This is a genomic window from Paraburkholderia aromaticivorans, assembly GCF_012689525.1.
GTDB classification, from domain to species: Bacteria; Pseudomonadota; Gammaproteobacteria; order Burkholderiales; family Burkholderiaceae; genus Paraburkholderia; species Paraburkholderia aromaticivorans_A.
Genome location: NZ_CP051516.1, coordinates 4,466,399 through 4,492,333, shown reverse-complemented (window position 1 = coordinate 4,492,333; position 25,935 = coordinate 4,466,399). Strand labels below are relative to the sequence as shown.

The window sequence follows — 25,935 nt, the reverse complement described above, 5'->3', positions numbered from 1 at the left end:
CATGGATTACCGTCCGGATTGGTGCAGCACGCCAACGAGCGGCACGGGGTGCCGCCGTCACAAAAAGTCGCGCAGCGGTTTGCGCGGAAGATCGTAATGCTTCGCCTTACTCCGTATGGAAGGGAACATGATTCTCGGCGATACGATTCTCGAAACGCGCGGCCTCACCCGTGAGTTCAAAGGCTTCATCGCCGTGAACGGTGTGAACCTGCGCGTGCGCCGTGGCTCGATCCATGCGCTGATCGGCCCGAATGGGGCAGGCAAGACCACCTGCTTCAATCTGCTCACCAAATTTCTGGAACCCACTGCGGGCCAGATCGTTTTCAACGGCATCGACATCACGGGCGAACGTCCGGCGCAAATTGCGCGACGCGGCATCATCCGCTCGTTCCAGATTTCTGCGGTGTTTCCGCATCTGACAGCATTGCAGAATGTGCGCATCGGTTTGCAGCGCCAGCTCGGCACGGCATTCCATTTCTGGAAGAGCGAGCGCACGCTGCGCCAACTCGATGACCGCGCAATGGATCTGCTCACCCAGGTCGGACTGACCGATTTCGCCGATGTGTTGACGGTCGAACTTTCCTACGGCCGCAAACGCGCGCTGGAAATTGCCACGACGCTTTCGATGGAACCCGAGCTCATGCTGCTCGACGAACCGACGCAAGGCATGGGCCATGAAGACGTCGATCGCGTGACGGCGCTGATCAAAAAAGTATCGAGCGGCCGCACCATCCTGATGGTCGAGCACAACATGAATGTGATCGCCGGCATCTCCGACACGATTACCGTGCTGCAACGAGGCGAAGTGCTCGCCGAAGGCAGCTACGCCGAAGTGTCGAAGAACCCGCTCGTGATGCAAGCCTATATGGGCAGCGCTGACGCGGCGCTCGCCGGAGCCCACGCATGAATACGATTGCCGAAACGTTAAAGACCTCGCTCATGATTCAAGCCTACGTGGGCAGCTCCGATCAGGCGCTCGCCGGAGCCTACGCATGAATACGATTGCCGAGCGCGAAAGCCTCGACGTAAGCGGGACGGATAACGCCGTTCCCGCGCTGGACATCAAGGGTTTGCAGGCGTGGTACGGGGAATCCCATATTCTGCATGGCGTCGATCTGACGGTGAACCGCGGCGAAGTCGTCACGCTGCTAGGTCGCAACGGCGCCGGACGCACCACCACGCTGCGCGCCATCATGGGCCTGACCGGACGGCGCACCGGTTCGATCCGCATCGGCGGACGCGAAACCATCAATCTGCCCACGCATCGCATCGCGCATTGCGGCGTGGGTTACTGCCCGGAAGAACGGGGTATCTTTTCGAGCCTCTCGTGCGAGGAAAACCTGCTGTTGCCGCCGCCCATCGGCGACAAGGCGCACATGATGTCGCTCGAAGAAATCTATTCGATGTTCCCGAATCTGCAGGAGCGCCGCGCGAGCCAGGGCACCCGGCTGTCCGGCGGCGAACAGCAGATGCTGGCGGTGGCGCGTATTCTGCGTACCGGCGCGAGTTTGCTGCTGCTCGACGAGATCTCGGAAGGGCTCGCGCCTGTCATCGTGCAGGCGCTGGCGCGCATGATCATGACACTCAAGGCGCGGGGCTACACCGTCGTGATGGTCGAACAGAACTTTCGTTTTGCCGCGCCGCTGGCGGACCGCTTCTATGTGATGGAGCACGGCGCGATTGTCGAGCACTTCGGGGCAAGTGAGCTCGAAAGCAAGATGCCGGTCCTGCACGATCTACTGGGCGTATAAAGAATGCCCGATTGCCTCTGATAACCACAAGCGAAGAAACCAGGAGACAGGAATGAAAAAGAACCCACTCGCGCGGCTTGCCACACTTTGTTTCGCGGTCGCCGCCGGCGCCGCATTGACGATGGGCAGCGCGCAAGCGGCTGACGACGCGGTGAAGATCGGTTTCATCACCGACATGTCCGGTCTGTATGCGGACATCGACGGGCAGGGTGGACTCGAAGCGATCCGCATGGCGGTGGCGGATTTCGGCGGCAAGGTCAACGGCAAGCCGGTCACGGTGGTGTATGCGGACCACCAGAACAAGGCGGACATCGCCGCGTCGCGCGCACGGGAATGGTTCGATCGCGACGGCGTCGATCTGCTGATCGGCGGCACGAATTCGGCGACCGGTCTGTCGATGAACACCGTGGCCGGAGAAAAGAAGAAGGTGTACATCAGCATCGGCGCGGGCGCGGATACGCTGACGAATGAGCAATGCACGCCGTACACGATCCACTATGCGTACGACACCACGGCGCTGGCCAAGGGCACGGGCTCGGCGGTGACGAAGCAGGGCGGCAAGACCTGGTACTTCCTGACCGCCGACTACGCGTTCGGCAAGGCACTGGAAAAGAATACGTCGGACGTGGTTAAAGCGAGCGGCGGCCAGGTGCTGGGCGCGGTGCGCCATCCGCTGTCGGCGTCGGACTTCTCGTCGTTCCTGTTGCAGGCGCAGGCGTCGAAGGCGCAGATTCTGGGCCTCGCCAACGCGGGCGGCGACACGATCAACTCGATCAAGGCGGCCAAGGAGTTCGGCATCACCAAGACGATGAAACTCGCCGCGCTGCTGATGTTCATCGACGACGTGCACAGCCTGGGTCTGGAAACCACGCAAGGCCTCGTACTGACGGACAGCTGGTACTGGAACAAGGACGCCACCACGCGCAAGTGGGCGCAGCGCTACTTCGACAAGATGAAGAAGATGCCGTCGAGCCTGCAGGCCGCCGACTACTCGGCGACCATGACCTACCTGAACGCGGTGAAGGCGGTGGGTTCGACCGACTCCGACAAGGTGATGGCGCAGTTGAAGAAGGCCAAGATCGACGATTTCTATGCGAAGGGCTACATCCGTCAGGACGGCAGCATGATCCACGACATGTACCTGATGCAGGTCAAGACGCCGGCTGAATCCAAAGAGCCGTGGGACTACTACAAGATCACGGCGACGATCCCCGGCGAGCAGGCGTTCACGACCAAGGCCGAAACGCGCTGCGCGTTGTGGAAATAATCGCTGGTTCGTAACCGGATAGCCGTCTGTCTGCTTACATGACGGGCGATGCGTGGTGCCGTGATGGTACACAGGCTGACGGCGAAGCGTTTCACATGCCGCGCGCGATCGGCGTCGTTGCCGCTGATCGCGCGCCGGCCGGATCGTGCGTGATCGATCTCACCTTGGCGATGGGTTAAGGCTTCAATGGAAATCTTTGGCGTTCCGCTACCGGCGATGCTGAGCCAGCTGCTGCTGGGGCTCGTGAACGGCTCGTTCTACGCAATTCTGAGCCTTGGGCTGGCGGTGATTTTCGGCTTGCTCAACGTGATCAATTTCGCGCACGGCGCGTTGTTCATGTTGGGTGCGATGCTCGCGTGGATGGGTTTTTCGTATTTCGGCCTGCCGTACTGGGTGATGCTGGTGCTGGCACCGCTGATCGTCGGGCTGTTCGGCATGGCCATCGAGCGCTCGATGCTGCGCTGGCTCTACAAGCTCGATCATCTGTATGGGCTCTTGCTGACCTTCGGGCTCACGCTGGTGGTGGAGGGCGTGTTCCGCTCCATCTACGGTTCCTCCGGCCAGCCGTACGACGTGCCGTCGGCGCTTTCCGGCGCAACCAATCTCGGCTTCATGTTCCTGCCGAACTATCGCGCATGGGTCGTGGTCGCCTCGCTGACGGTGTGCTTCGCGACATGGTTCGTGATCGAGAAGACGCGTCTCGGCGCCTATCTGCGCGCCGGCACGGAAAACCCGAAACTGGTCGAAGCGTTCGGCATCAACGTGCCGCTGATGATCACGCTCACCTACGGCTTTGGCGTCGCGCTGGCGGCGTTTGCCGGCGTGCTCGCCGCACCGGTGATTCAGGTCTCGCCGCTGATGGGGCAGCCGATGATCATCACCGTGTTCGCGGTGGTCGTGATCGGCGGCATGGGTTCGATCATGGGCTCGATTCTCACCGGCTTGCTGCTCGGCGTGATCGAAGGGCTGACGCGCGTGTTTTACCCAGAAGCGTCGGCGACCGTCGTCTTCGTGATCATGGCGCTCGTGTTGCTGGTGCGCCCGGCGGGTCTCTTCGGCAAGGAAAAATGATGCAGAGAAAAGTGCTCTACGGTCTGCTGCTGATCGTGCTTCTCGCGGTGCCCGTACTCGGCATCTATCCGCTGTTCGTAATGAAGGTGCTGTGTTTCGCGCTGTTCGCGGCGGCGTTTAATCTGCTGATCGGCTACACCGGTTTGCTGTCGTTCGGCCACGCGATGTTTCTCGCTTCGGCTGGGTATGTCACAGGCTATGCGATCCAGTCGCTCGGCTTCTCGCCGGAGCTCGGCGTGCTTGCCGGCACAGCGGCGGCAACCTTGCTCGGCCTGATCGTGGGCCTCTTCGCGATTCGCCGCCAGGGGATCTACTTCGCGATGGTCACGCTGGCGCTCGCGCAGATGGTCTACTTCGTGTTCCTGCAGGCGCCGTTCACGCATGGCGAGGACGGCCTGCAAGGCGTGCCGCGCGGCAAGCTGTTCGGCGTGCTGGATCTATCGTCCGACGTGGCGCTGTACTTTGTCGTACTCGCCGTGATGGTGCTGGCCTTCCTGCTGATCGTGCGGATCGTGCATTCGCCGTTCGGGCAGGTGCTGGTGGCTATCAAGGAGAACGAGCCGCGTGCGGTGTCGCTCGGCTACGATACGGATCGCTTCAAGCTGCTCGCGTTCATTCTGTCGGCGGGGATTGCAGGGCTCGCGGGTTCGCTCAAGGTGTTGGTGCAGGGCTTCGAGACGTTGAGCGACGCGTATTGGACCATGTCCGGCCTCGTGATCCTGATGACGCTCGTCGGCGGCATGGGCACCTTGTTCGGACCGCTGCTCGGCGCGGCGCTGATCGTCGCGCTCGAGGACCGGCTCGGCGATATCGGCGGGGCGTTGGCGACGACCACGGGCGTCGAATGGTTCCGCTCGCTGGGCGAATCGGTGACGATTGTGACCGGCGTGATTTTCATTGCCTGCGTGCTGGCGTTCCGGCGTGGCATTGTCGGCGAAATCATCGCGCGAGTGCGGCCGTTGCGAGCGTGACGCACAGTGAAATGGGCAATTGCTTCGGCGTCCGATATAATCCGGCCATCTTGATGCGCGGGGTTAAACAGAGCGGTAATCGCGTCGAAATGCATGCGCGGTAAGGCGCGCGCAAACGTGCCCCAATTCAGTGCCGCAGTGCACCACTAGGGTAATTGCTAGTTGTAGTACGCAGGGTGCTCGTTTAATCTTCATGCAGTTCTGATGCACCACGAATTTTGCAGGTGGAGAACGAGGAGACAATGAGGCACTCAGTGCCCAGACGAAAGCGCTGTTGGATTGATATCCAACAGCGCTTTTTATTTGTATTTCCGGTTATTCGCCATTCAAATTCCCCGCTAATTCGGTGACCCTTTTGTATTCACCGAACATGTCTCTATTTCACACCCCTCAACCCTGCAAAACGCTTGCAGCGCGTGGCTTTCGTCCGCTAAACTCGCTATTCACCGACCGCTTGGTCGGGATTTAAATCCACGGATTTAAATTCGAATGAATGACGGGGTAGATAGAGGAGCGGGATGAAGTCGGCATTGCGATGGATCAGCGCGGCATTGGTCGCCACCGGAGTGAGCGCAGCATGGAGCGGCCATGCATTCGCGGACGTGAAAATCGGCGTGACCGTGTCGGCAACGGGTCCGGCCGCGTCGCTCGGCATTCCGGAAAAGAACACGATCGCGCTGCTGCCCAAAGAGGTGGCAGGCCAGAAGATCGATTACATCGTGCTCGACGACGCCACGGATTCCACCCAGGCCGTCAAGAACGCGCGCAAGCTCACGAGCGAAGATCACGTGGATGCGCTGATCGGCTCGACCGTCGTGCCGAACTCGCTGGCCATGATCGACGTCGCTGCTGAAAGCACCACGCCCATGATCTCCATGGCGGCCGCGGCGAGCATCGTCGAGCCGATGGATGCGAAGCGCGCGTGGGTCTTCAAGACGCCGCAGAACGACATTCTCATGGCCACGGCGATCGCGCAGCACATGTCGAACCACGGTGTGAAGACGGTCGCGTTCATCGGTTTCTCCGACGCTTACGGCGAGAACTGGTTCAAGGAATTCGGCAAGGCCGCGGATCTCGCGAAGATCAAGGTCGTCGCGAACGAACGCTTCGCACGCAACGACGCATCGGTGACCGGCCAGGTGCTGAAGATCATGTCGCAGAATCCGGACGCGGTCTTGATCGCGGGCGCCGGCACACCGGCCGCGCTGCCGCAGAAAACGCTCAAGGAGCGCGGCTACAAGGGCAAGTACTATCAGACGCACGGCGTCGCCAACAACGACTTCCTGCGCGTGTGCGGCAAGGATTGCGAAGGCACATATCTGCCGGCGGGTCCGTTGCTCGTCGCTGAGCAACTGCCCGATTCGAATCCGGTGAAGAAGAGTTCGCTCGCCTATAAGCGCGCGTACGAAACCGCTTACGGCGCCGGCTCGGTGTCGACCTTCGGCGGCCACGCATGGGACGCGGGCCTGCTGCTGCAACGTGCGATTCCGCTGGCGTTGAAGAAGGGTCAACCGGGCACGCCTGCATTCCGCGAAGCATTGCGGGCCGCGCTGGAAAGCACCAAAGACATGCCCGCGTCGCACGGCATCTTCAACATGAGCGCGAACGACCATGCTGGTCTCGACCAGCGGGCGCGCGTGATGGTGGAGATTGTCGGCGGCAAGTGGAAGTTGTCCGGCGACTGAGCGAAGGCAAAGCGATATGGACCTTCAATAAACAAAAGACGCGTGCAGTTTGAACTGACCCCGCAAAGTTGGACAGTTTTCGGCTAGGGCCGGCAGGCCTGGGTCCTGTACATCACAGGACTCAGGCCGTTCAGTTTCAACGTGATGCGTTTGTGGTTGTAGTAACGGATGTACTGTCTGATACCCGCCTTTAACGCCTCAATACTCTCGAACCTGTTCAGAAGAAAGAACTCGGATTTGAGCGTGCCGAAGAAGCTTTCCATTGCCGCATTGTCGTAGCAGTTTGCCCTGCGCGACATACTCTGCGTCAGGCCGTGTTGATCCAGCAGCCTTCGATAAGCGCGCATCTGGTACTGCCAGCCCTGATCCGAATGCAGCAATGGCCTGTCCTCGTCTCCCAGTTTCGCCAGTGCTTTCCTGAGCATGCCGTTCACCATTTCAAAGACCGGACGCGTGTTCATCTGGTAAGCCACGATTTCGTTGTTATACAGATCCATGATCGGCGAGAGATACAGTTTCTGTCCGAGCACGTTGAACTCCGTCACGTCCGTCACCCATTTCTGATTGGGCTGCGACGCGCTGAACTCGCGGTTCAGCAGATTCGGTGCGATACGCCCGACTTCGCCGCGCCATGAGCGGTATTTCTTCGCGCGCACCAGCGATTTCAGGTTCAGTTTTCCCATCAGACATTGCACTGTCTTGTGGTTGACCAGCTGACCCGCCTTCCGGATCTCAAGGGTGATGCGCCGGTAGCCATAACGGCCCTTGTGGCGCTCATACACCGTCTTGATCCTGGCTTTGAGGTCCTTGTGCCGGTCGACGCCGTCCATCACCTTCAACTGATAGTAGAACGTGCTGCGCGCCAGACCCGCAGCCTTGAGCAAGGCCAGCGTCGCATGGTGCTGCCGCAGTTCCTGCACTATTTGCGCTTTTTCTTTTGCGCGCCCTGCTTCTTCGCCTGAAGCAGGGCATCGAGCTTTTTTAGGTACGCCACCTCCGCGCGCAGGTACTCGTTTTCCTTGAGCAACTGCTCACGTGTGCGCTCATCCGGCGCACTCTCTCCGGTCGGCTGTTCGGGTGTCGGGTGGGTCATTGTTTTGGGGCGCCCTCGTGGGCGGGGCGCCAGAGCATCCATACCGCCCTCATGATACCGGCGTTCCCATTTCCCTACACAACTGGGGTTGCGAATGTCGAACACCACAGCCACTTGCCGACACGACAGATCCTTGCGCCACATATGAGTGAGGACCGACATCCTGAACTGCGCGTCGTAGTGACTGAATTTCTTGCGTAATCCATCACGGCCATGCTGCTCGTAAGTCGCCACCCAGTGCCGCAAAACAGAGGGACCCACACCGTACCGCTGTGCAATTACACCTGCACCGGCGACGCCAGCCAGGTATTGCTTAACCAGCTTCAGCTTTAACTGCTCACTGTACTTCGCCATGAAAAACACCCCAAAGGTTGGATTGGTGTCCAACTTTTGGGGTGCAGTTCAGTTGACGCGTCTTTTTTTATTGTCCGCATCGCGTGAGAAAGTGTGGCTCCGCGGCTTCAGGACAAACCCGCATTTGGGTTGCGGTCTATTGACCGTCAATCATGCAGAACGCAATACTACTAACATGTTAGTGTTTTGTTCACAGGATATCGCAGCAGTTTGCAGTCGTGGTATGCAGCAGTGAAGTAGCACCAAAGCGGCGACGGTATTCGTGCTGAGCAGGGAAAACCATGCTTGGCACGCCAGAACCCTATAACTAGATTCAGACACCCGGCCCATGAGTCGGATTTCAGATTCGCGCTTCAAAGCGTTTGGAGACTTGCAATGAAAAAGACAAAGCAATGGGTACGCACCGGCATTGCCATGGCGTTAATGTGCAGTGCGGGCGCGGCGTTCGCTCAGGTGAAGATCGGCGTGACGCTTTCTACTACGGGGCCGGCCGCATCGCTCGGGATTCCTGAAAAGAATACGATTGCGCTGCTGCCGAAAGAGATCGGCGGCAAGACCGTGCAGTACATCATTCTCGACGACGGATCCGATACCGGCAAAGCTGTGCAGAACACGCGCAAGCTGATCGACGAAGACCACGTCGACGCGATCATCGGTTCGACCGTCACGCCGAATTCGCTCGCCATGCTCGACGCCGCGGCTGAAGGCAAGACGCCGGTGATCTCGCTGGCGGCATCGGCCGCGATCATTTCGCCGATGGACGCGAAGCGCGCATGGGCCTTCAAACCACCGCAAAACGACAGTCTGATGGCTGACGCCATCGCCGACTATATGGAGCATCACGGCGTGAAGACGGTGGGCTTCATCGGCTTTGCGGATGCTTACGGCGACGGCTGGAACAACGTCTTCACCGCGGCGGCCGCGGCACACAATCTGAAGATCGTCTCGAACGAGCGCTTCAACCGCACCGACGCATCGGTGACGGGTCAGGTGCTGAAGACGATGGGCGCGAACCCCGACGCGGTGCTGATCGCGGGCGCGGGCACGCCGTCGGCGCTGCCGGCCAAGACGCTCAAGGAGCGCGGCTACAAGGGCAAGGTCTATCAGACGCACGGCGTCGCCAACAACGACTTCCTGCGCGTATGTGGCAAGGATTGCGAAGGCGAATTCCTGCCGGCCGGACCGATCCTCGTCGCCGATCAACTGCCTGACTCGAACCCGGTGAAGAAGTCGTCGCTGGCCTATAAGGCGGCGTACGAGAAGGCGTATGGCGCGGGCTCGGTCGCGACCTTCGGCGGTCATGCATGGGACGCCGGCCAGATGCTGCAAGCGGCGATTCCGGTCGCGCTGAAGACCGCTCAGCCGGGCACCGAAGCGTTCCGCGTGGCACTGCGCGGCGCACTTGAGAACATCAAGGAGCTGCCGGTCTCGCACGGCATCATGAACACCACGACGACCGACCACAACGGCCTCGACAAGCGCGCACGCGTGATCGTGCAGATCGTCGACGGCAAGTGGAAGCTGCAGAACGACTAACAACAAAAGCGCTACGCGCCTCTCGCGCAACGTGCGGCATGTGACGCCGCATTGCCATTCTGTTCGATGACAATGGCATCGACCGCCGCGCCGTGTTCCGGCGCGGCGGTCGCCTTTTCAGGCATAGCGGGTCGGTGGACGGCCGCGAGTTCTGCCGCCACGACGGTTTCCCAGTTTCGATTTCGACGCTTCAGGACGAGGAAGTATGGATCTATCAATTGCGGCGATCCTCGCGCAGGACGGCATCACCACCGGCGCGATCTACGCGCTGCTCGCGCTCGCGCTGGTGCTGGTGTTCTCCGTGACGCGGGTGATCTTCATCCCGCAGGGGGAGTTTGTTTCGTACGGCGCGTTGACGCTCGCCGCACTGCAGACACAGAAATTTCCGGCCACCTGCTGGTTGCTGATGGCGATGGGCGCGGCCTGCTTCGTCGTCGAGATAGCGGGGCTGGTGCGGCATCCCGAGCGGCGCCGGCATGCGGCGCGTACGCTGGTCATGCTGGTCGGTAAATACCTGTTGTTTCCGATCGCGGTCTACGCGCTCACCCAAGGCGTTTTCATGCATCCGCTGCCGATGATCGCGCAGATCGCGTTGACGCTGCTGATCGTGATTCCGATGGGGCCGTATGTGTACCGGCTCGCCTATGAGCCGATCGCGGAGGCGACCACGCTGCTGCTGTTGATCGTGGCGGTGGCGGTGCACTTCGCGATGGTCGGTCTGGGTCTCGTGATGTTCGGCGCGGAAGGTTCGCGTACCACCGCGTTTTCCGATGCGACCTTCAACATCGACACGCTGACGATTTCCGGGCAAAGCCTGTGGGTGGTCGGCACGGCGGTGGTGTTGATCGGTGCGCTGTATCTGTACTTCGATCGCTCGATCTCGGGCAAGGCCTTGCGCGCGACGTCGGTGAACCGGCTCGGCGCGCGGCTCGTCGGCATCGGCACGACGCAAGCGGGGCGCCTCGCGTTCACATTGGCGGCGGGCCTCGGCGCGCTGTGCGGCATCCTCGTCGCACCCTTGACCACCATCTACTACGACTCGGGCTTCCTGATCGGTTTGAAGGGCTTCGTGGGGGCGATTATCGGCGGGCTCGTCAGCTATCCGCTGGCGGCCGCCGGTTCGATTCTGGTCGGCTTGCTGGAGTCGTATTCGTCGTTCTGGGCGAGCGCTTATAAGGAAGTGATCGTGTTTACGCTGATCATCCCCGTGTTGCTCTGGCGAAGTCTTGCCAGCCCGCACGCCGAAGAGGAAGAGGAGTGACGCGATGAAACGGATCATGCAAAACAAGTTCTTCTGGTTGTTCCTCGTGGTGCTGTTCGCGCTGCCGGTGTTGCCGCAACCGATTCACGTGCCTGAGTACTGGGTGACGCTGCTCAACTATATCGGCCTGTATTCGATCGTGGCGATCGGTCTTGTGCTGCTGACTGGTATCGGTGGGATGACGAGCTTCGGCCAGGCCGCGTTTGTCGGTATCGGCGCCTATGCAACCGCGTTTCTGACGACGCGCTACGGTGTTTCGCCGTGGCTCGCGCTGATCGCCGGCGTGGTGGTGACGGCGTTGATCGCGCTGATGCTCGGGCTGGTGACGATGCGTCTGTCGGGACACTTTCTGCCGCTCGGCACGATCGCGTGGGGGCTCGCGCTGTTCTACCTGTTCGGCAATCTTGAGATGCTCGGCAAGTACGACGGCATCAACGGAATTCCGGTGCTGAATGTGTTCGGCATCAACCTCGAATCCGGCCGCCATATCTATTACCTGATCTGGGTGGTCGTGCTCGGCGCGGTGATTTCAGTTCAGAACCTGCTTAATAGTCGTCCGGGGCGGGCGATCCGCGCGTTGCGCGGCGGCGGCATGATGGCCGAAGCGATGGGCGTGAACACCGGGTGGATGCGTGTGGTGATCTTCGTGTACGCGGCGGTGCTGGCCTCGGTCTCGGGTTTCCTTTACGCCCACCTGCAGCGCGCAGTGAACCCGACGCCTTTCGGTCTGAATCACGGCATCGAGTTTCTGTTCATGGCGGTCGTGGGCGGCGTCTCGCACGTCTGGGGCGCGGTGCTCGGCGCGGCGATCCTGACGGTGCTGCAGGATTATCTGCAAACGTTGCTGCCCAAGCTGCTCGGTGAGAACGGCAACTTCGAAGTGATCGTGTTCGGCATCTTGATGGTGCTGTTGCTGCAGTACGCGCGCCAAGGCGTTTGGCCGTTCGTCGCGCGTTTCTTCCCGAAGGGGCCGCGTGCTCATTTGGCCGATCATGCCGAGCCGTTGCCGCAGCGCAGCAAGCCGGCGGCCGGCGAAGACCTGCTGACGGTGAACAAGGCGCGCAAGCAATTCGGCGGTCTGGTTGCGGTGAACGATGTCAGCTTCGAAGTGAAAGCAGGGCAGATCATTGGTCTCATTGGCCCGAACGGTGCCGGCAAGTCGACCACCTTCAATCTGGTGACCGGCGTGCTGCAGGCGACCAGCGGTGAGATCTCGTTCCGCGGCGAGCGCATCGATTCGCTGAGTTCACGTGAAATCGTCAAACGCGGAATCGGCCGCACCTTCCAGCACGTCAAGCTGCTGCCGGGCATGACGGTGCTCGAGAACGTCGCGATCGGCGCGCATCTGCGTGGGCAAGCCGGTGTTTGGCGCAGCGTCGTGCGCCTGAACAGTGTGGAGGAAGCGCGGTTGATGGCCGAGGCGGCGCGTCAGATTCGCCGCGTCGGCCTCGAGCAGCACATGTACGACGAAGCCGGTAGCTTGGCGTTGGGACAGCAGCGGATTCTGGAAATCGCTCGCGCGCTGTGCTGCGATCCGACGCTGCTGTTGCTGGATGAACCGGCCGCCGGTCTGCGCTACCAGGAAAAGCTGCAACTGGCTGACCTGCTGCGTCGCCTGAAAGCTGAAGGCATGAGCGTGCTGCTGGTCGAGCACGATATGGATTTCGTGATGAATCTCACCGATCGGCTGGTAGTCATGGAGTTCGGAACCCGGATCGCGGAAGGTTTGCCGCAAGACGTACAACAAGATCCGGCAGTGCTGGAAGCGTATCTCGGTGGGGTGGAGTGATGGAGAACACGATGAATGCTGCTGGTCCCATTCTCGACGTGGACGGTTTGTCGGTCCGTTATGGCAAGGTCGAGGCGCTGCACGGCGCGGCGATCAAGGTGCGGCCCGGGCAGATCGTCTCGGTGATCGGCCCGAACGGTGCGGGCAAGTCCACACTGTTGAACGCGATCATGGGCGCGTTGCCGACCACGGGCCACGCGAAGGGCGCCGTTCTATACCAAGGTGAAGACGTCAGCGCCGTGCCGGTCGAAAAGCGTGTCGCGCGCGGTATGTGCCTGGTGCCGGAAAAGCGCGAGCTGTTTGCGTCGATGACGGTGGAAGACAACCTCGTCCTCGGCGCTTATCGGCGCAAGCGGGCAGGGGAGCGCAACTTCCTCGACCAGCTCGAGCCGGTCTTTACGCTGTTTCCGCGGCTGAAAGAACGACGCAAGCAGGCTGCCGGAACCTTATCCGGTGGCGAGCGGCAGATGCTCGCGGTGGGCCGGGCGCTGATGGGCAAGCCGGATCTGCTGATGCTGGACGAGCCGAGTCTCGGTCTTGCGCCGTTGATCGTGAAAGAAATTTTCCACATCATTAGCGCATTGCGGCAAACCGGCGTCGCCACATTGCTGATCGAGCAGAATGCGCGCGCCGCGTTGCAAATCTCCGACTACGGGTATGTGCTGGAAACCGGTGAGCTGGCACTGGAAGGACCGGCTGCGGACTTGGCGCAGAATCCGCGCGTGATCGAAACCTATCTTGGGTTGGCCAAGAAAGTGGCTTAGCGCTTAGATTGGCTGCTGTTTCCCGTTGTTCGAAGCGGTGTGTTTCACGTGAAACACACCGCTTTTTTACGGATTGGCCATTCGGACGAAATTCGGGCCTAAACCGAACCCGTTATAATTCGCCCATACATTTTCCTTTGAAAGGCTCACGCGACGATCTGGCGTGAGATCCGCGATGCTCTTTCCCTCAGAATTTGACGTAATCGTCGTCGGCGGCGGTCATGCCGGCACCGAAGCCGCTTTAGCTTCGGCGCGCATGGGTAATACGACGCTCCTGCTGACCCACAACATCGAAACCCTCGGACAGATGAGCTGCAATCCGTCGATTGGCGGCATTGGCAAGGGCCATCTCGTGAAGGAAGTCGACGCGCTCGGCGGTGCAATGGCCGCCGCGACGGACGAGGGCGGGATCCAGTTCCGTATCCTGAATTCGTCGAAGGGTCCGGCTGTTCGCGCGACGCGCGCTCAGGCTGATCGTCTCCTATACAAGCAGGCTATCCGGCATCGGCTGGAGAATCAGCCGAACTTGTGGCTGTTCCAGCAAGCAGTCGACGATCTGATGGTGGAAGGCGACCGCGTTGTCGGCGCTGTCACGCAGGTGGGGATTCGTTTCCGCGCGCGCGCGGTGGTTCTGACGGCCGGGACGTTCCTCGACGGCAAGATTCACGTGGGTTTGAATAACTACACCGGCGGCCGCGCCGGCGATCCAGCTGCGATCTCGCTGTCCGCGCGCCTGAAGGAACTGAAGCTGCCGCAAGGCCGCCTCAAAACGGGGACGCCGCCGCGGATCGACGGTCGCACGATCGACTTTTCGCAACTCGAAGAGCAGCCGGGCGATCTGGATCCGGTGCCGGTCTTCTCGTTTCTCGGGCGCGTTGAGCAACATCCGCGGCAAGTGCCGTGCTGGGTGACGCATACGAACGAGCGCACGCACGACATCATCCGCGGCGGTCTCGACCGTTCGCCGATGTACACCGGCGTGATCGAAGGAGTGGGGCCGCGCTATTGCCCGTCGATCGAGGACAAGATCCACCGGTTCGCATCAAAGGAATCGCATCAGATCTTCCTTGAGCCAGAAGGGCTGACGACCAATGAGTTCTATCCCAACGGGATTTCCACGAGCCTGCCGTTCGATGTGCAACTGGAGCTTGTGCGGTCGATGCGCGGCTTGGAGCACGCACACATCCTGCGGCCGGGCTATGCGATCGAGTATGACTACTTCGACCCGCGCGGGTTGAAGGCGTCGCTGGAAACCAAGGTGATCAATGGGCTCTTCTTCGCGGGTCAGATCAACGGCACGACCGGCTATGAAGAGGCGGCGGCGCAGGGTCTGCTGGCTGGGATCAACGCGGGTCTGTTTGTGCAAGGCAAGGAAGCTTGGTGCCCGCGCCGCGATCAGGCCTACCTTGGCGTGCTCGTCGACGATCTGGTGACGCGCGGCGTGTCTGAGCCGTATCGCATGTTCACAAGCCGCGCCGAATATCGTCTGAGCCTCCGCGAAGACAATGCGGACATGCGTCTCACGGAGGTTGGCCGCGAGTTGGGCGTCGTTGACGACGTTCGCTGGGACGCTTTCAGCCGCAAGCGCGACGCTGTTTCACGTGAAACAGAGCGTCTTCGCACGACTTGGGTCAATCCTAAGACATTATCGGCCGATGAAGCGACGGCGTTGCTCGGCAAGCCGATCGATCACGAGTACAGCTTGGCGGATCTGCTGCGTCGTCCGGGAGTGTCCTACGACGGGGTTTGCGGATTGCGTGCCGGCGCCTGTGCCGCGCCTGAGACCTTGGCAGAAGACGACGTGCTGCTCGCCCAGCTCAAGGAACAGATCGAGATCGGCATCAAATATCAGGGCTATATCGACCGCCAGGCTGGCGAAATCGAACGAAACGAGGCGCACGAAAGCACGCGTCTGCCCGAAGGGCTGGACTACGCGGAAGTACGAGGCTTGTCATTCGAAGCGCGCCAGAAACTGACGCAATTCCGCCCTGAAACCATTGGCCAGGCGTCGCGTATTTCGGGCATTACGCCGGCGGCGATCTCCTTGCTGATGGTCCATCTGAAGCGCGGTTTGGGCCGTCGTCCGACGAAACCCGTCGAGCCGGGCACCGACAGCACGCCGGTGACGCAATGACGGTGAGCCAGATGGGAAGCGGTAGGGACGCGTTGGCGCCGCTACTGGCGGACGGTGTACACGAGCTCGGCCTGGACATGAGCGACGCGCAACTCGACAAACTGCTCGACTACGTCGCGTTGCTGTCGAAGTGGAATGCCGTCTACAACCTCACGGCGATTCGCGATCCGCGGCAGATGCTGATTCAGCACATTCTGGATTCGCTTTCGATCGTGCCGCACCTCGCGCCGCTCGGCCCGTCCTCGGTACTCGATGTTGGCTCCGGCGGCGGCCTGCCGGGCATCGTGCTGGCGATTGTTCTGCCGGAATGGACCGTCACCGTGAACGACATCGTTCATAAAAAGACGGCTTTCCAGGCGCAGGCCAAGGCCGAACTCGGCCTTGCGAATCTCTCGGTGGTAACCGGCCGGGTCGAGACTTTGCAGCCAGGCGCCGAAGTACCGGCAAAGTTCGACGTAATTGTCTCGCGCGCATTCGCAGAGCTCGCGGATTTCGTTACACTGGCCCGTCATCTGGTTTCGGAGCAGGGTGCGATCTGGGCTATGAAAGGCGTGCGCCCGGACGGCGAGATCGAACGCTTGCCGGCGGGCGCCCACGTGGAACAGATTATTCGGCTGAACGTGCCGTCGCTCGATGCCGAGCGACACCTGATCAAGGTTTTGGTGAATGCCGGCAACTAGCGGCTTAGCGGCTGACACGTGCTAGCCCACAGCCGCATCGGCACCACCCACGATTTTTACTTCATCCAAGCTGCAAAAGGGACACACCAACGATGGCAAAAATCTTCTGCGTTGCGAACCAGAAGGGCGGCGTCGGCAAGACGACGACCACAGTCAATCTGGCCGCGAGCTTGGCAGCGCAGGGACAGCGAGTCCTTCTCATCGACCTGGACCCGCAGGGCAACGCCACGATGGGCAGCGGCATCGACAAGGCTGCATGCGCAAACACCGTCTATGAAGTGCTTGTGGACGGCGTCGCGGTGGCCGATGCGCGAGTGCGGCCGGAGGCCGTCGGTTACGATGTCCTGCCCGCGAACCGCGAACTTGCCGGTGCTGAAGTCGAGTTGGTCAGCGTGCAGAACCGTGAGCGTCAATTGAAGATCGCGCTCGCGACGGTCGAAAGCGAATACGACTTCGTGCTGATCGACTGCCCGCCGGCTTTGTCGCTGCTGACGCTCAACGGCCTGTGCGCCGCGCACGGCGTCGTGATCCCGATGCAGTGCGAGTACTTCGCGCTAGAAGGATTGTCCGATCTGGTCAACACGATCAAACAGGTGCACGCGAACCTGAATCGCGACCTAAAGGTGATCGGTCTGTTGCGCGTGATGTTCGATCCGCGCATCACATTGCAACAGCAAGTCTCGGATCAGCTGAAAGAACATTTCGGCGACAAGGTGTTCGACGTGGTGATCCCGCGCAACGTACGTCTCGCCGAAGCACCCAGCTATGGTTTGCCGGGCGTGGTGTTCGACAGGGCATCGCGTGGTGCGCAGGCGTACGTGCAGTTCGGCGCAGAAATGATTGAGCGGGTGCGCGCATTGAATGACGCGCCCCAGGCATCCTAAGCGGATCGAGGAAGCACGATGAACGCAGTAGCAAGAAAGAAGGGACTGGGCCGCGGCTTGGAAGCATTGCTGGGTGGCACAGCTGACATTACCGAGGCGGTAACGATCGAAGGTGCGCCGAACGTGCTGCCGCTTAGCAAGTTGCAGGCAGGCAAATATCAGCCACGTACGCGCATGGACGAGGGCGCATTGCAAGAGCTGGCGGCCAGCATCCGCGCGCAAGGGGTGATGCAGCCGATCCTCGTGCGTCCTGTGTCGGCGGACAGGTACGAGATCATCGCTGGCGAGCGGCGGTTTCGCGCGGCGCGTCTCGCGGGCCTCGACGAAGTGCCGGTGCTGGTGAAGAACGTCCCGGATCAGGCTGCCGCCGCGATGGCGCTGATCGAGAACATTCAGCGTGAAGATCTGAATCCGCTGGAAGAAGCGCAGGGCATCCAGCGCTTGCTCGACGAGTTCAATTTCACGCATGAACAGGCGGCGGAGTCGGTCGGCCGCTCGCGTAGCGCGGTATCGAATCTGCTGCGTTTGCTCAACCTGGCGTCGCCCGTACAGACGATGCTGCTGGCCGGCGATCTCGACATGGGCCACGCTCGCGCGCTTCTGGCTGTCGACGCCGCGACGCAAATCACGTTGGCCAACCAGGTGGTCAACAAGCGCATGTCGGTGCGCGAAACCGAAAAGCTAGTGACGGCGACTACAAAGGCTGCGCCAGCGGTGAAGGCGCGTGCGAATGGCGATGGTGGCCGCGATACTCGGCGGCTCGAAGAAGAACTGTCGGACTTGCTGGCGGCGACGGTCAAGATCAAGCTCGGCCGACGCGGGCGCGGGCAGGTGCTGGTGGACTTCGGTGATCTGGACGCGCTGGAAGGCATCCTAGTGCGGTTGCGTGGTAACGCCACTGCTTGATTAGCGAGTTGAATGGGAAGAGCGCCTGATAGCTTGCGATGAAGCTGAATACCTTTCGCAAGCTGTTGGGTTCGCCATGGGTGTCTTGGGGCGGCGAGTTTGAAAAAAAGCGCACATCGCTGATCGCACTCTGCGGCTGATCAGTGACCCATATCAACGTTCGACGGATTCCTAAATAAAAACGGCGCTGGATAATCAGGATTGCTCATATATCGAGCCATCCGACGGGGTCTCGCTGGCGGCGAGGATTGCGGCCGTCGCGCGCGTAGCCGTCATGTCTCCGTCGCGATACGAGCGCATTTCAGCCTGACCGGTGTCAGGAGCCGCGAAGCGGTTAGGCCGCAATCTCCACGGGGACAACTTTCACGGAGGAGGGCGTGTCCGACGCAAAGGCTGAAAGTTGGCCGCCACCTCGCCAGCACATTCATTCAGCGCTAGTGTTCCGTTCCGCTGATTCGCGAACAAAGTCTGTGTAGTTTTTCGAGGATGGAATCAGCGGAAGCAGTCCACATGAATGGCTTGCAGTTTTCGTTGTAGTGGGAAACGAACTGATCGATACGCTTGATCAGTTGTTTGACCGAGCCAAACGAGCCCCTGCGGATGGCCTTGTCGGTGATCAGCGCAAAGAAGCGTTCGACCTGGTTAAGCCACGAACTGTAGGTAGGAATGAAATGCATGTGCCAGCGGGGCTTTGCTGCGAGCCACGCCTTGACTTTGGGATGCTTGTGACTGCCATAGTTGTCCACGATGCAGTGCACGTCGAGTTCAGCCGGTACGGCCTTGTCGATTTCGCGCAGAAACGACAGGAACTCCTGATGCCGATGACGCGGCTTGCAGGTCGCGAGCACTGCGCCGTTGAGTACGTTCAGGGCGGCGAACAGCGTGGTGGTGCCATGACGAACGTAGTCGTGGGTAACGCCTTCGACGTAGCCGAAACCCATCGGCAGCATGGGTTGCGTGCGTTCGAGCGCCTGACACTGGCTCTTCTCGTCCACGCACAGGACCAATGCATTCTCGGGCGGGCTCAGGTACAGGCCAACCACGTCGCGCAGTTTCTCGATGAAGAATTGATCGGTCGAGAGCTTGAAGCTTTCGCTGCGATGCGGTTGCAGGCCCAGCAGCTTGAAGTACCGGTGCACACTCGTGGGCGAGATAGCCGTTTCGGCGGCGATCGTGCGCACGCTCCAGTGCGTGGAGCCATCCGCTGGCTTGGTGTGCAGGGTCTTGTGAATCAGCTGCGCCAGCCGCTCATCGTCAATCGTGCGCGGCTTGCCGGGACGTACTTCGTCATACAGCCCGTTGATGCGATGCTCCAGGAACCGGAGACGCCACTTGCCCACCGTGGCACGCGTGAGCTGAAGACGCTGGGCAATGGCGCTGTTGGGTTCCCCGACAGCAGCAGCCAGCACGATGCGCGCACGCGTCACCAGCGCCGCCGAAATCGAGCGCGAACGCGCTATCGAAGTCAGTTGCGAGTGCTCATCTTCACTCAACACCAGTTCGGCCTTCGGTCGTCCCATGGGCATGCTGGCATCTCCCGTTCCATTGATACCAGCATGCTACGTGAACATAGATTAGTTAACAACAGAACGGCACACTAGCGAGGGGATACTTCTCGAAGGCCTTTCTCGTGGATCGTCACGCACGGTCCACGAATCAGAGCACATTACTTCGCGCCTACCGGGCGGCGCCCGCCATGTCCACCTGCTTAGGCAAAAATCGACGTTTGTTGCATTTTCGAGACGTCTGCTACGGCGTTTAAACGACCCATCAACGAGGGTAAATTCTCCCGCTTCGCACAGCATGTTTTGGCACTGCCCGACAGCCTTACATTTGACGTGTTTCGCCCGGTGAAACAGCCGTTCCCGCATGGTGAGGAGCCTTTTCACGCTGGTTATTGAACGGCCTAAAGTCTTGAATTGCCTGCAACTATCGCTTACAATCGCCCGGATTTAATTGCACGGGAACCCCGTAAGCGCAGCGTAAGCTCGCGGGCTGGAATAAGACTTTCGGAACACTGCGATGGCGGTCAAAACGTCGAATCAAGCGCCGAAGAATGGGCACGACGAACACCGCGCTGAACGCAAAGCTTCCGTTGCGTCCACCGGTCGGCAAGCGACACCTGACGAAGCGTGGGATGTCGAGCAGCAAGATAACAATATCGTTCCGCTCACGCGGGCCGAAGCTGAAAAGCTATTTGGTCCCGCCGTGAGCCGTCCATCGCGCGTTACGCCTTTCAAGGTCGTGGCAGCGCAAATGGTTTTGTCCCTGGGTGCTACGCTGGTGTGGTGGCTGTTCTACAAGCCGCCGGGCGCTGCTGCGCTGTCCGCGTTCCTGGGGGGAGCGATCTGCTGGGTGCCGAGCGCGTTGTTCGCGGCACGACTGAGAACGCTGAGCGGCGCCGAAACAGCGATGAGCTGGATGATCGGCGAAGCGCTCAAGATGGGGGCAACGATCGCGATGTTTGTAGCCATCGCCTTCTGGTATCACGACGTACGCTGGGTTCCGCTGCTCGTGACTTACCTCATCGCGCTCAAGACGTACTGGATCGCCTTAGCTTGGCGCTAAGGTAGCAGCAACGAAAGTAGTAGCAAAAAATTCAGGCTGGCGCGCAGCGCCGGCAACAGGTGTGCGGATATGACATGGTCCGCACCCGGCGTGTTCCCGCAATACAGAATTGCTGCGGGAGCGGCCTAAGACGATTTTCGACAATTTGGGTGGCATTAACGATATGGCAGCTAGCGAAGGCACGCGCGCTCTGGATCCGTCCGAGTACATCGCGCACCACTTGCAGAACTTTTCCACCGCGCACCAGACGTCGATTTTCGACATTCACGTCTGGAATCTGGACACCCTTTTCTGGTCGATCGTTTGCGGTCTGGCCACGATCCTGATTCTGCATCTCGCTGCCCGCAAGGCAACGTCCGGCGTGCCGGGCCGTTTCCAGTGCGCGATCGAAATGCTGGTCGAAATGGTCGAAGATCAATCGAAGTCGATGATCCACGGCAGCCGCACGTTCATCGCGCCGCTGGCCCTGACCGTGTTCGTATGGGTCGCGCTGATGAACTCGCTCGACTTTATCCCTGTCGACTTGCCGGGCCGCGTAATCGGCTGGCTGGGGCTGTCGGAAGTCATCCCCCATCACCGCATCGTGCCGACCGCCGACCTGAACGGCACGCTCGGCATCGCGCTCGGCGTGTTCGCGCTGATGATTTACTACAATTTCAAGATCAAGGGCGCAGGCGGCTTCGTGCACGAACTGCTGTCGGCTCCGTTCGGTGCGCATCCTTTGCTGTGGATCCCGAACCTTGCATTGAACATCATCGAGTTCGTCGCAAAGACGGTTTCGCTCGGCATGCGGCTGTTCGGCAACATGTATGCGGGCGAACTGTTGTTCCTGCTGATTGCTCTGCTCGGCAGCATGTGGGGTTTCGGCGCGGACGCGTCAGTGCTCGGCTTTATCGGCCACGTCATCGCTGGCACGGTTTGGGCGATCTTCCACATTCTGATCGTTCTGCTGCAGGCATTTATTTTCATGATGCTGACGCTGGTGTACCTCGGACAGGCACACGACAGCCACTAATCACGGCTTGTCGAACGACGTTTTTAGTTTTGTTTCATTAAATCCCAGTTCCAACCAGTTCTAAAAGACTTTTCACAAAGGAGTGATCATGCAAGCTTTCATCGCCAACATCCAGGGTCTGACCGCCATCGGTATCGGCATCATCATCGGCCTGGGTGCAATCGGCGCCTGTATCGGTATTGGCCTGATGGGCGGCAAGTACATCGAAGCATGTGCACGTCAGCCGGAACTGATGAACCCGCTGCAAACCAAGATGTTCCTGCTGGCTGGTCTGATCGATGCGGCGTTCCTGATTGGCGTTGGTGTGGCAATGCTGTTTGCGTTCGCGAACCCGCTGCTGTCGAAGCTGGCAGGCTGAGGTTCCTCGGAAGTTTGCGCCTGAGCTATAACTGGTAAAGGCGCAGGGGCGGAACGGGCACTCGGGCGCTGATCGAATACAGAATCGATGAGCGCCTTGCCGTTTCACTTTCCGAACTAGCAACGTTTAAGGAAACACCGTGAATCTCAACGCAACCCTGTTTGCGCAAATGGTCGTGTTCCTGATCCTCGCGTGGTTCACGATGAAGTTCGTGTGGCCGCCGTTGATCAACGCCCTCGACGAGCGCTCGAAGAAGATTGCTGACGGTTTGTCGGCTGCTGAAAAGGGCAAGGCAGAACTCGAAGCCGCTCACAAGCGCGTCGACCAGGAACTCGCTCAGGCACGCAACGACGGTCAGCAACGTATTGCCGACGCGGAAAAGCGCGCTGTGACAGTCGCTGACGAAATCAAGGCTCAAGCACAAGCTGAAGCTGCTCGCATCATCGCGCAAGCGAAGGCCGACGCGGACCAGCAAGTCGTGAAAGCGCGCGAAACGCTGCGTGGCGAAGTCGCTGCACTCGCTGTGAAGGGCGCTGAACAGATCCTGAAGCGCGAAGTCGACCAGGCAGCTCACGCTGACCTGCTGAATCAACTGAAAGCCGAGCTCTGATCATGGCCGAACTTGCAACCATCGCCCGTCCGTACGCAGAAGCGCTGTTTGGCGTGGCCGAAGCTGGTGACATCGCCGCCTGGTCCACGCTCGTGCAGGAGCTGGCACAGGTTGCGCGTCTGCCCGAAGTGCTGTCGATTGCCTCGAGCCCGAAAGTAAGCCGCGCCCAAGTCAGCGAACTGCTGCTGGCTGCGGTCAAGTCGCCGCTCAAAGACAACGCGCAAGCGAAGAATCTGGTGCAAATGCTGGTGGACAACCATCGTCTGCAATTGCTGCCGGAAATCGCTGTGCAGTTCGAAGAGTTGAAGAACGCCCGCGAAGGCGCGGCCGATGTGCTGATCGTCAGCGCATTCCCGCTCGAAGGCGCGCAGTTGAACGACCTCGTCGCAAGTCTCGAACGCAAGTTCAAACGCAAGCTGAAGCCGACGGTTGAAGTCGACTCGTCGTTGATCGGCGGCGTGCGCGTGACGGTCGGCGACGAAGTGCTCGATACCTCGGTCCGCGCGCGGCTTGCCAGCATGCAGACGGCTCTGACGGCCTGAAGCGCCCAAGGCGCTGAAGCGGCTGGCACGCAACAGAATTGACTATCAGGAGCGAATAATGCAACTCAATCCCTCTGAGATCAGCGAACTGATCAAGAGCCGGATCCAGGGCCTTGAAGCGAGCGCAGACGTTCGCAACCAAGGCACCGTGATCTCCGTGACCGACGGTATCGTGCGTATCCACGGCCTGTCAGAAGTGATGCAGGGCGAAATGCTCGAATTCCCGGGCAACACCTTCGGTCTCGCACTGAACCTCGAGCGCGACTCGGTCGGCGCCGTGATTCTGGGTGAGTACGAACACATTTCGGAAGGCGACGTGGTCAAGACGACCGGCCGCATTCTGGAAGTGCCGGTGGGTCCGGAACTGCTCGGCCGCGTGGTCGACGCACTCGGCAACCCGATCGACGGCAAGGGCCCGGTCAACGCGAAGAAGACCGACGCAATCGAAAAGATTGCTCCGGGCGTGATTTGGCGTAAGTCGGTTTCGGAACCGGTCCAAACCGGTCTGAAGTCGATCGACGCGATGGTGCCGGTTGGCCGTGGCCAGCGCGAGCTGATCATCGGCGACCGCCAGTGCGGCAAGACCGCAGTCGCAGTCGACGCGATCATCAACCAGAAGGGCAAGAACCTCTTCTGTATTTACGTCGCGATCGGCCAGAAGGCTTCGTCGATCATGAACGTGGTGCGCAAGCTGGAAGAAACCGGCGCGATGGAATACACGATCGTCGTGGCCGCTTCGGCTTCGGAATCGGCGGCCATGCAGTACCTCGCGCCGTACGCCGGCTGCACGATGGGCGAATACTTCCGCGACCGCGGTCAAGACGCGCTGATCGTTTATGACGATTTGACCAAGCAAGCTTGGGCATACCGTCAGATCTCGCTGCTGCTGCGCCGTCCGCCGGGCCGTGAAGCTTATCCGGGCGACGTGTTCTATCTGCACTCGCGTTTGCTGGAGCGTGCTGCTCGCGTGTCGGAAGACTACGTCGAGAAGTTCACCAACGGTGAAGTGAAGGGCAAGAGCGGTTCGCTGACGGCACTGCCGGTCATTGAAACACAAGCCGGCGACGTGACCGCATTCGTTCCGACGAACGTGATCTCGATTACCGACGGCCAGATCTTCCTGGAAACCGACCTCTTCAACGCAGGTATCCGCCCGGCAATTAACGCCGGCGTGTCGGTGTCGCGCGTCGGTGGTGCGGCTCAGACGAAGGTCGTGAAGAAGCTGTCGGGCGGTATCCGTACCGACCTCGCGCAGTACCGTGAACTGGCTGCGTTCGCGCAGTTCGCCTCGGACCTCGACGAAGCCACCCGCAAGCAACTGGAGCGCGGCCGCCGCGTGACGGAACTGCTGAAGCAGCCGCAATATCAGCCGCTGCAAGTGTGGGAACTGGCTGTCGCGCTGTTCGCAGCGAACAACGGCTACCTCGACGATCTGGAAGTTGCGCAAGTGCTGCCGTTCGAAAAGGGCCTGCGCGACTACCTGAAGACGAAGCACGCTGACCTGATCAAGCGCGTCGAAGACACCAAGGAACTCTCGAAGGACGACGAAGCCCTGCTGCATACGGCTCTCAAAGACTTCAAGAAGTCCGGCGCTTATTGATCCGCGAGTGACCCGCAAGGCATAAACGGACCTTGAAGCGGCGCGGGCCGCAGGCAACTGAACCCGCGCTGCTTCGATCGCTTTGCATGGGACCCGAGTCAGCGCTGAAGCGCTAACTCGGGCCGACAAGGAGCAAGCAATGGCTGGAATGAAGGAAATTCGCGGCAAGATCAAGAGCGTGCAAAACACGCGCAAGATCACGAAAGCGATGGAGATGGTGGCCGCATCGAAGATGCGCCGCGCTCAGGAGCGCATGCGCGCTGCTCGCCCGTATGCCGACAAGGTCCGCGATATCGCTGCACACATGAGCCGTGCGAACCCGGAGTATCGTCACCCGTTCATGGTGTCGAACGAAGGCGCGAAGGCGGCTGGCATCATCCTCGTCACGACCGATAAAGGTCTGTGCGGCGGCATGAACACCAACGTGCTGCGCGCGTCGCTGCAGAAGTTCAAGGAACTGGAAGGCCACGGCAAGACGATCGAAGCAACCGCGATCGGCACCAAGGGTCTGGGTTTCCTGAATCGTCTGCGCGCCAAGGTGGTGTCGAATGTCGTGCATCTGGGCGATACGCCGCATTTGGAAAAGCTGATCGGCGCGGTGAAGGTGCAGCTCGACCTGTACTCGGAAGGCAAGGTTTCGGCGGTGTACCTGGCGTACACGCGCTTCGTCAATACGATGAAGCAGGAGCCGGTGATCGAGCAACTGCTGCCGCTGTCGGCAGATCAGTTCGAGCGCAAGGAAGAAGACGGCACGACGCCGAGCACGCAGTGGGACTACATCTACGAGCCGGATGCGCAGGCAGTGGTGGACGAACTGCTGGTGCGTTATGTCGAAGCGCTGGTCTATCAGGCCGTCGCGGAAAACATGGCATCGGAACAGTCGGCACGAATGGTCGCAATGAAGGCCGCTTCGGACAACGCGAAGACGGTCATAAACGAACTGCAGCTCGTGTACAACAAGAGCCGTCAGGCCGCGATCACGAAAGAACTGTCGGAAATCGTCGGTGGCGCGGCGGCTGTTTGACCTTGACGGTCAGGCGGGCTGCTTCGTGTGCGCCTGTGTGGCGCACCCACCGAAACTGCGCCTTTGCGCGAG

The 25,935-nt window shown here is 60.4% G+C and carries 23 protein-coding genes; 21 read left to right on the top strand and 2 right to left on the bottom strand.

Features of this window, described 5'->3' with window-relative positions:
• The first annotated feature begins 127 nt into the window (after positions 1 to 127).
• From HF916_RS48615 to HF916_RS48590, 6 genes are all read left to right on the top strand, one after another.
• On the top strand, positions 128 to 907 hold the full coding sequence (locus HF916_RS48615; RefSeq protein WP_168795616.1) for an ABC transporter ATP-binding protein: 780 nt from the start codon (positions 128 to 130) through the stop codon (positions 905 to 907).
• Positions 908 to 992: 85 nt separating this feature from the next.
• Entirely contained in the window at positions 993 to 1,751 is a 759-nt protein-coding gene (locus HF916_RS48610; protein WP_168795615.1) for an ABC transporter ATP-binding protein, read from the top strand.
• Between the two features lie 52 nt (positions 1,752 to 1,803).
• Positions 1,804 to 3,018, top strand: a complete 1,215-nt coding sequence (locus HF916_RS48605) for an ABC transporter substrate-binding protein (RefSeq protein WP_168795614.1) — start codon at positions 1,804 to 1,806, stop codon at positions 3,016 to 3,018.
• Between the two features lie 186 nt (positions 3,019 to 3,204).
• Positions 3,205 to 4,089, top strand: coding sequence for a branched-chain amino acid ABC transporter permease (locus HF916_RS48600; RefSeq protein ID WP_168795613.1), 885 nt, complete (start codon positions 3,205 to 3,207; stop codon positions 4,087 to 4,089).
• Positions 4,089 to 5,060 (top strand): branched-chain amino acid ABC transporter permease, encoded by a 972-nt coding sequence (locus HF916_RS48595; RefSeq protein ID WP_168795612.1) that lies wholly within the window; start codon positions 4,089 to 4,091, stop codon positions 5,058 to 5,060. The genes HF916_RS48600 and HF916_RS48595 overlap by 1 nt, the downstream gene beginning before the upstream one ends.
• A 518-nt stretch (positions 5,061 to 5,578) precedes the next feature.
• Positions 5,579 to 6,745, top strand: coding sequence for an ABC transporter substrate-binding protein (locus HF916_RS48590; protein WP_168795611.1), 1,167 nt, complete (start codon positions 5,579 to 5,581; stop codon positions 6,743 to 6,745).
• Between the two features lie 83 nt (positions 6,746 to 6,828).
• On the opposite strand, the gene HF916_RS48585 is transcribed toward HF916_RS48590, so the two are convergent.
• Positions 6,829 to 8,192 (bottom strand): IS3 family transposase gene (locus HF916_RS48585; protein ID WP_168789116.1). Its coding sequence is split into 2 segments (ribosomal slippage): positions 6,829 to 7,730 and positions 7,730 to 8,192, totalling 1,365 coding nucleotides; the frame shifts between segments, so codons are not numbered across the junction.
• Between the two features lie 375 nt (positions 8,193 to 8,567).
• On the opposite strand from HF916_RS48585, the gene HF916_RS48580 reads away from it, so the two are divergent.
• From HF916_RS48580 to HF916_RS48545, 8 genes are all read left to right on the top strand, one after another.
• Entirely contained in the window at positions 8,568 to 9,728 is a 1,161-nt protein-coding gene (locus HF916_RS48580) for an ABC transporter substrate-binding protein (protein WP_168795610.1), read from the top strand.
• Between the two features lie 205 nt (positions 9,729 to 9,933).
• Complete coding sequence (locus tag HF916_RS48575) at positions 9,934 to 10,989, top strand: branched-chain amino acid ABC transporter permease (protein WP_168795609.1); 1,056 nt, start codon at positions 9,934 to 9,936, stop codon at positions 10,987 to 10,989.
• Between the two features lie 4 nt (positions 10,990 to 10,993).
• The gene (locus HF916_RS48570) at positions 10,994 to 12,778 is read left to right on the top strand and encodes a branched-chain amino acid ABC transporter ATP-binding protein/permease (RefSeq protein ID WP_168795608.1); all 1,785 of its coding nucleotides are present in this window, start codon (positions 10,994 to 10,996) and stop codon (positions 12,776 to 12,778) included.
• An 11-nt stretch (positions 12,779 to 12,789) separates the two neighbouring features.
• Complete coding sequence (locus HF916_RS48565) at positions 12,790 to 13,542, top strand: ABC transporter ATP-binding protein (RefSeq protein ID WP_206001998.1); 753 nt, start codon at positions 12,790 to 12,792, stop codon at positions 13,540 to 13,542.
• A 175-nt stretch (positions 13,543 to 13,717) separates the two neighbouring features.
• Positions 13,718 to 15,676: a tRNA uridine-5-carboxymethylaminomethyl(34) synthesis enzyme MnmG gene (mnmG, locus tag HF916_RS48560; protein ID WP_168795607.1), complete on the top strand. Its 1,959-nt coding sequence runs from the start codon at positions 13,718 to 13,720 to the stop codon at positions 15,674 to 15,676.
• A complete protein-coding gene (rsmG, locus tag HF916_RS48555) occupies positions 15,673 to 16,356 on the top strand; it encodes a 16S rRNA (guanine(527)-N(7))-methyltransferase RsmG (protein ID WP_168795606.1) in 684 nt (227 codons plus the stop codon). Before mnmG ends, rsmG begins: the two co-directional genes overlap by 4 nt.
• Before the next feature lie 92 nt (positions 16,357 to 16,448).
• Positions 16,449 to 17,240 carry a ParA family protein gene (locus tag HF916_RS48550; protein WP_168795605.1) on the top strand — a complete coding sequence of 264 codons (792 nt, stop codon included), beginning with the start codon at positions 16,449 to 16,451 and terminating at the stop codon, positions 17,238 to 17,240.
• A gap of 18 nt (positions 17,241 to 17,258) precedes the next feature.
• The gene (locus HF916_RS48545; protein ID WP_168795604.1) at positions 17,259 to 18,146 is read left to right on the top strand and encodes a ParB/RepB/Spo0J family partition protein; all 888 of its coding nucleotides are present in this window, start codon (positions 17,259 to 17,261) and stop codon (positions 18,144 to 18,146) included.
• Between the two features lie 434 nt (positions 18,147 to 18,580).
• Here the strand turns inward: HF916_RS48545 and HF916_RS48540 are convergent, their stop codons facing one another.
• A complete protein-coding gene (locus HF916_RS48540; RefSeq protein WP_168788681.1) occupies positions 18,581 to 19,672 on the bottom strand; it encodes an IS630 family transposase in 1,092 nt (363 codons plus the stop codon).
• A 496-nt stretch (positions 19,673 to 20,168) separates the two neighbouring features.
• Here HF916_RS48540 and HF916_RS48535 point away from each other — a divergent pair, with 496 nt between their 5' ends.
• From HF916_RS48535 to atpG, 7 genes are all read left to right on the top strand, one after another.
• Complete coding sequence (locus tag HF916_RS48535; RefSeq protein WP_168795603.1) at positions 20,169 to 20,714, top strand: ATP synthase subunit I; 546 nt, start codon at positions 20,169 to 20,171, stop codon at positions 20,712 to 20,714.
• A gap of 163 nt (positions 20,715 to 20,877) precedes the next feature.
• Complete coding sequence (gene atpB / locus HF916_RS48530) at positions 20,878 to 21,729, top strand: F0F1 ATP synthase subunit A (RefSeq protein WP_168795602.1); 852 nt, start codon at positions 20,878 to 20,880, stop codon at positions 21,727 to 21,729.
• Between the two features lie 88 nt (positions 21,730 to 21,817).
• Positions 21,818 to 22,087: a F0F1 ATP synthase subunit C gene (gene atpE / locus HF916_RS48525; protein WP_007180033.1), complete on the top strand. Its 270-nt coding sequence runs from the start codon at positions 21,818 to 21,820 to the stop codon at positions 22,085 to 22,087.
• 139 nt (positions 22,088 to 22,226) lie between these two features.
• A complete protein-coding gene (locus tag HF916_RS48520) occupies positions 22,227 to 22,697 on the top strand; it encodes a F0F1 ATP synthase subunit B (RefSeq protein ID WP_074281809.1) in 471 nt (156 codons plus the stop codon).
• 2 nt (positions 22,698 to 22,699) lie between these two features.
• Positions 22,700 to 23,239: a F0F1 ATP synthase subunit delta gene (locus tag HF916_RS48515; RefSeq protein ID WP_073427840.1), complete on the top strand. Its 540-nt coding sequence runs from the start codon at positions 22,700 to 22,702 to the stop codon at positions 23,237 to 23,239.
• Between the two features lie 58 nt (positions 23,240 to 23,297).
• Positions 23,298 to 24,839, top strand: a complete 1,542-nt coding sequence (gene atpA / locus HF916_RS48510) for a F0F1 ATP synthase subunit alpha (RefSeq protein ID WP_168795601.1) — start codon at positions 23,298 to 23,300, stop codon at positions 24,837 to 24,839.
• A 139-nt stretch (positions 24,840 to 24,978) separates the two neighbouring features.
• The gene (gene atpG, locus HF916_RS48505) at positions 24,979 to 25,863 is read left to right on the top strand and encodes a F0F1 ATP synthase subunit gamma (protein WP_168795600.1); all 885 of its coding nucleotides are present in this window, start codon (positions 24,979 to 24,981) and stop codon (positions 25,861 to 25,863) included.
• Positions 25,864 to 25,935: the final 72 nt, after the last annotated feature.

Excerpts from the sequence above, each read along its gene's own strand:
- HF916_RS48570 (WP_168795608.1), top strand. The coding sequence starts at position 10,994 with ATGAAACGGATCATGCAAAACAAGTTCTTCTGGTTGTTCCTCGTGGTG.
- atpG (WP_168795600.1), top strand. The coding sequence starts at position 24,979 with ATGGCTGGAATGAAGGAAATTCGCGGCAAGATCAAGAGCGTGCAAAAC.
- HF916_RS48580 (WP_168795610.1), top strand. The coding sequence starts at position 8,568 with ATGAAAAAGACAAAGCAATGGGTACGCACCGGCATTGCCATGGCGTTA.
- HF916_RS48550 (WP_168795605.1), top strand. The coding sequence starts at position 16,449 with ATGGCAAAAATCTTCTGCGTTGCGAACCAGAAGGGCGGCGTCGGCAAG.
- atpE (WP_007180033.1), top strand. The coding sequence starts at position 21,818 with ATGCAAGCTTTCATCGCCAACATCCAGGGTCTGACCGCCATCGGTATC.
- HF916_RS48600 (WP_168795613.1), top strand. The coding sequence starts at position 3,205 with ATGGAAATCTTTGGCGTTCCGCTACCGGCGATGCTGAGCCAGCTGCTG.
- HF916_RS48540 (WP_168788681.1), bottom strand. The coding sequence starts at position 19,672 with ATGCCCATGGGACGACCGAAGGCCGAACTGGTGTTGAGTGAAGATGAG.
- HF916_RS48595 (WP_168795612.1), top strand. The coding sequence starts at position 4,089 with ATGCAGAGAAAAGTGCTCTACGGTCTGCTGCTGATCGTGCTTCTCGCG.
- HF916_RS48590 (WP_168795611.1), top strand. The coding sequence starts at position 5,579 with ATGAAGTCGGCATTGCGATGGATCAGCGCGGCATTGGTCGCCACCGGA.
- atpB (WP_168795602.1), top strand. The coding sequence starts at position 20,878 with ATGGCAGCTAGCGAAGGCACGCGCGCTCTGGATCCGTCCGAGTACATC.
- HF916_RS48605 (WP_168795614.1), top strand. The coding sequence starts at position 1,804 with ATGAAAAAGAACCCACTCGCGCGGCTTGCCACACTTTGTTTCGCGGTC.
- HF916_RS48545 (WP_168795604.1), top strand. The coding sequence starts at position 17,259 with ATGAACGCAGTAGCAAGAAAGAAGGGACTGGGCCGCGGCTTGGAAGCA.
- atpA (WP_168795601.1), top strand. The coding sequence starts at position 23,298 with ATGCAACTCAATCCCTCTGAGATCAGCGAACTGATCAAGAGCCGGATC.
- HF916_RS48565 (WP_206001998.1), top strand. The coding sequence starts at position 12,790 with ATGAATGCTGCTGGTCCCATTCTCGACGTGGACGGTTTGTCGGTCCGT.
- HF916_RS48615 (WP_168795616.1), top strand. The coding sequence starts at position 128 with ATGATTCTCGGCGATACGATTCTCGAAACGCGCGGCCTCACCCGTGAG.
- HF916_RS48535 (WP_168795603.1), top strand. The coding sequence starts at position 20,169 with ATGGCGGTCAAAACGTCGAATCAAGCGCCGAAGAATGGGCACGACGAA.
- rsmG (WP_168795606.1), top strand. The coding sequence starts at position 15,673 with ATGACGGTGAGCCAGATGGGAAGCGGTAGGGACGCGTTGGCGCCGCTA.
- HF916_RS48610 (WP_168795615.1), top strand. The coding sequence starts at position 993 with ATGAATACGATTGCCGAGCGCGAAAGCCTCGACGTAAGCGGGACGGAT.
- HF916_RS48575 (WP_168795609.1), top strand. The coding sequence starts at position 9,934 with ATGGATCTATCAATTGCGGCGATCCTCGCGCAGGACGGCATCACCACC.
- mnmG (WP_168795607.1), top strand. The coding sequence starts at position 13,718 with ATGCTCTTTCCCTCAGAATTTGACGTAATCGTCGTCGGCGGCGGTCAT.
- HF916_RS48515 (WP_073427840.1), top strand. The coding sequence starts at position 22,700 with ATGGCCGAACTTGCAACCATCGCCCGTCCGTACGCAGAAGCGCTGTTT.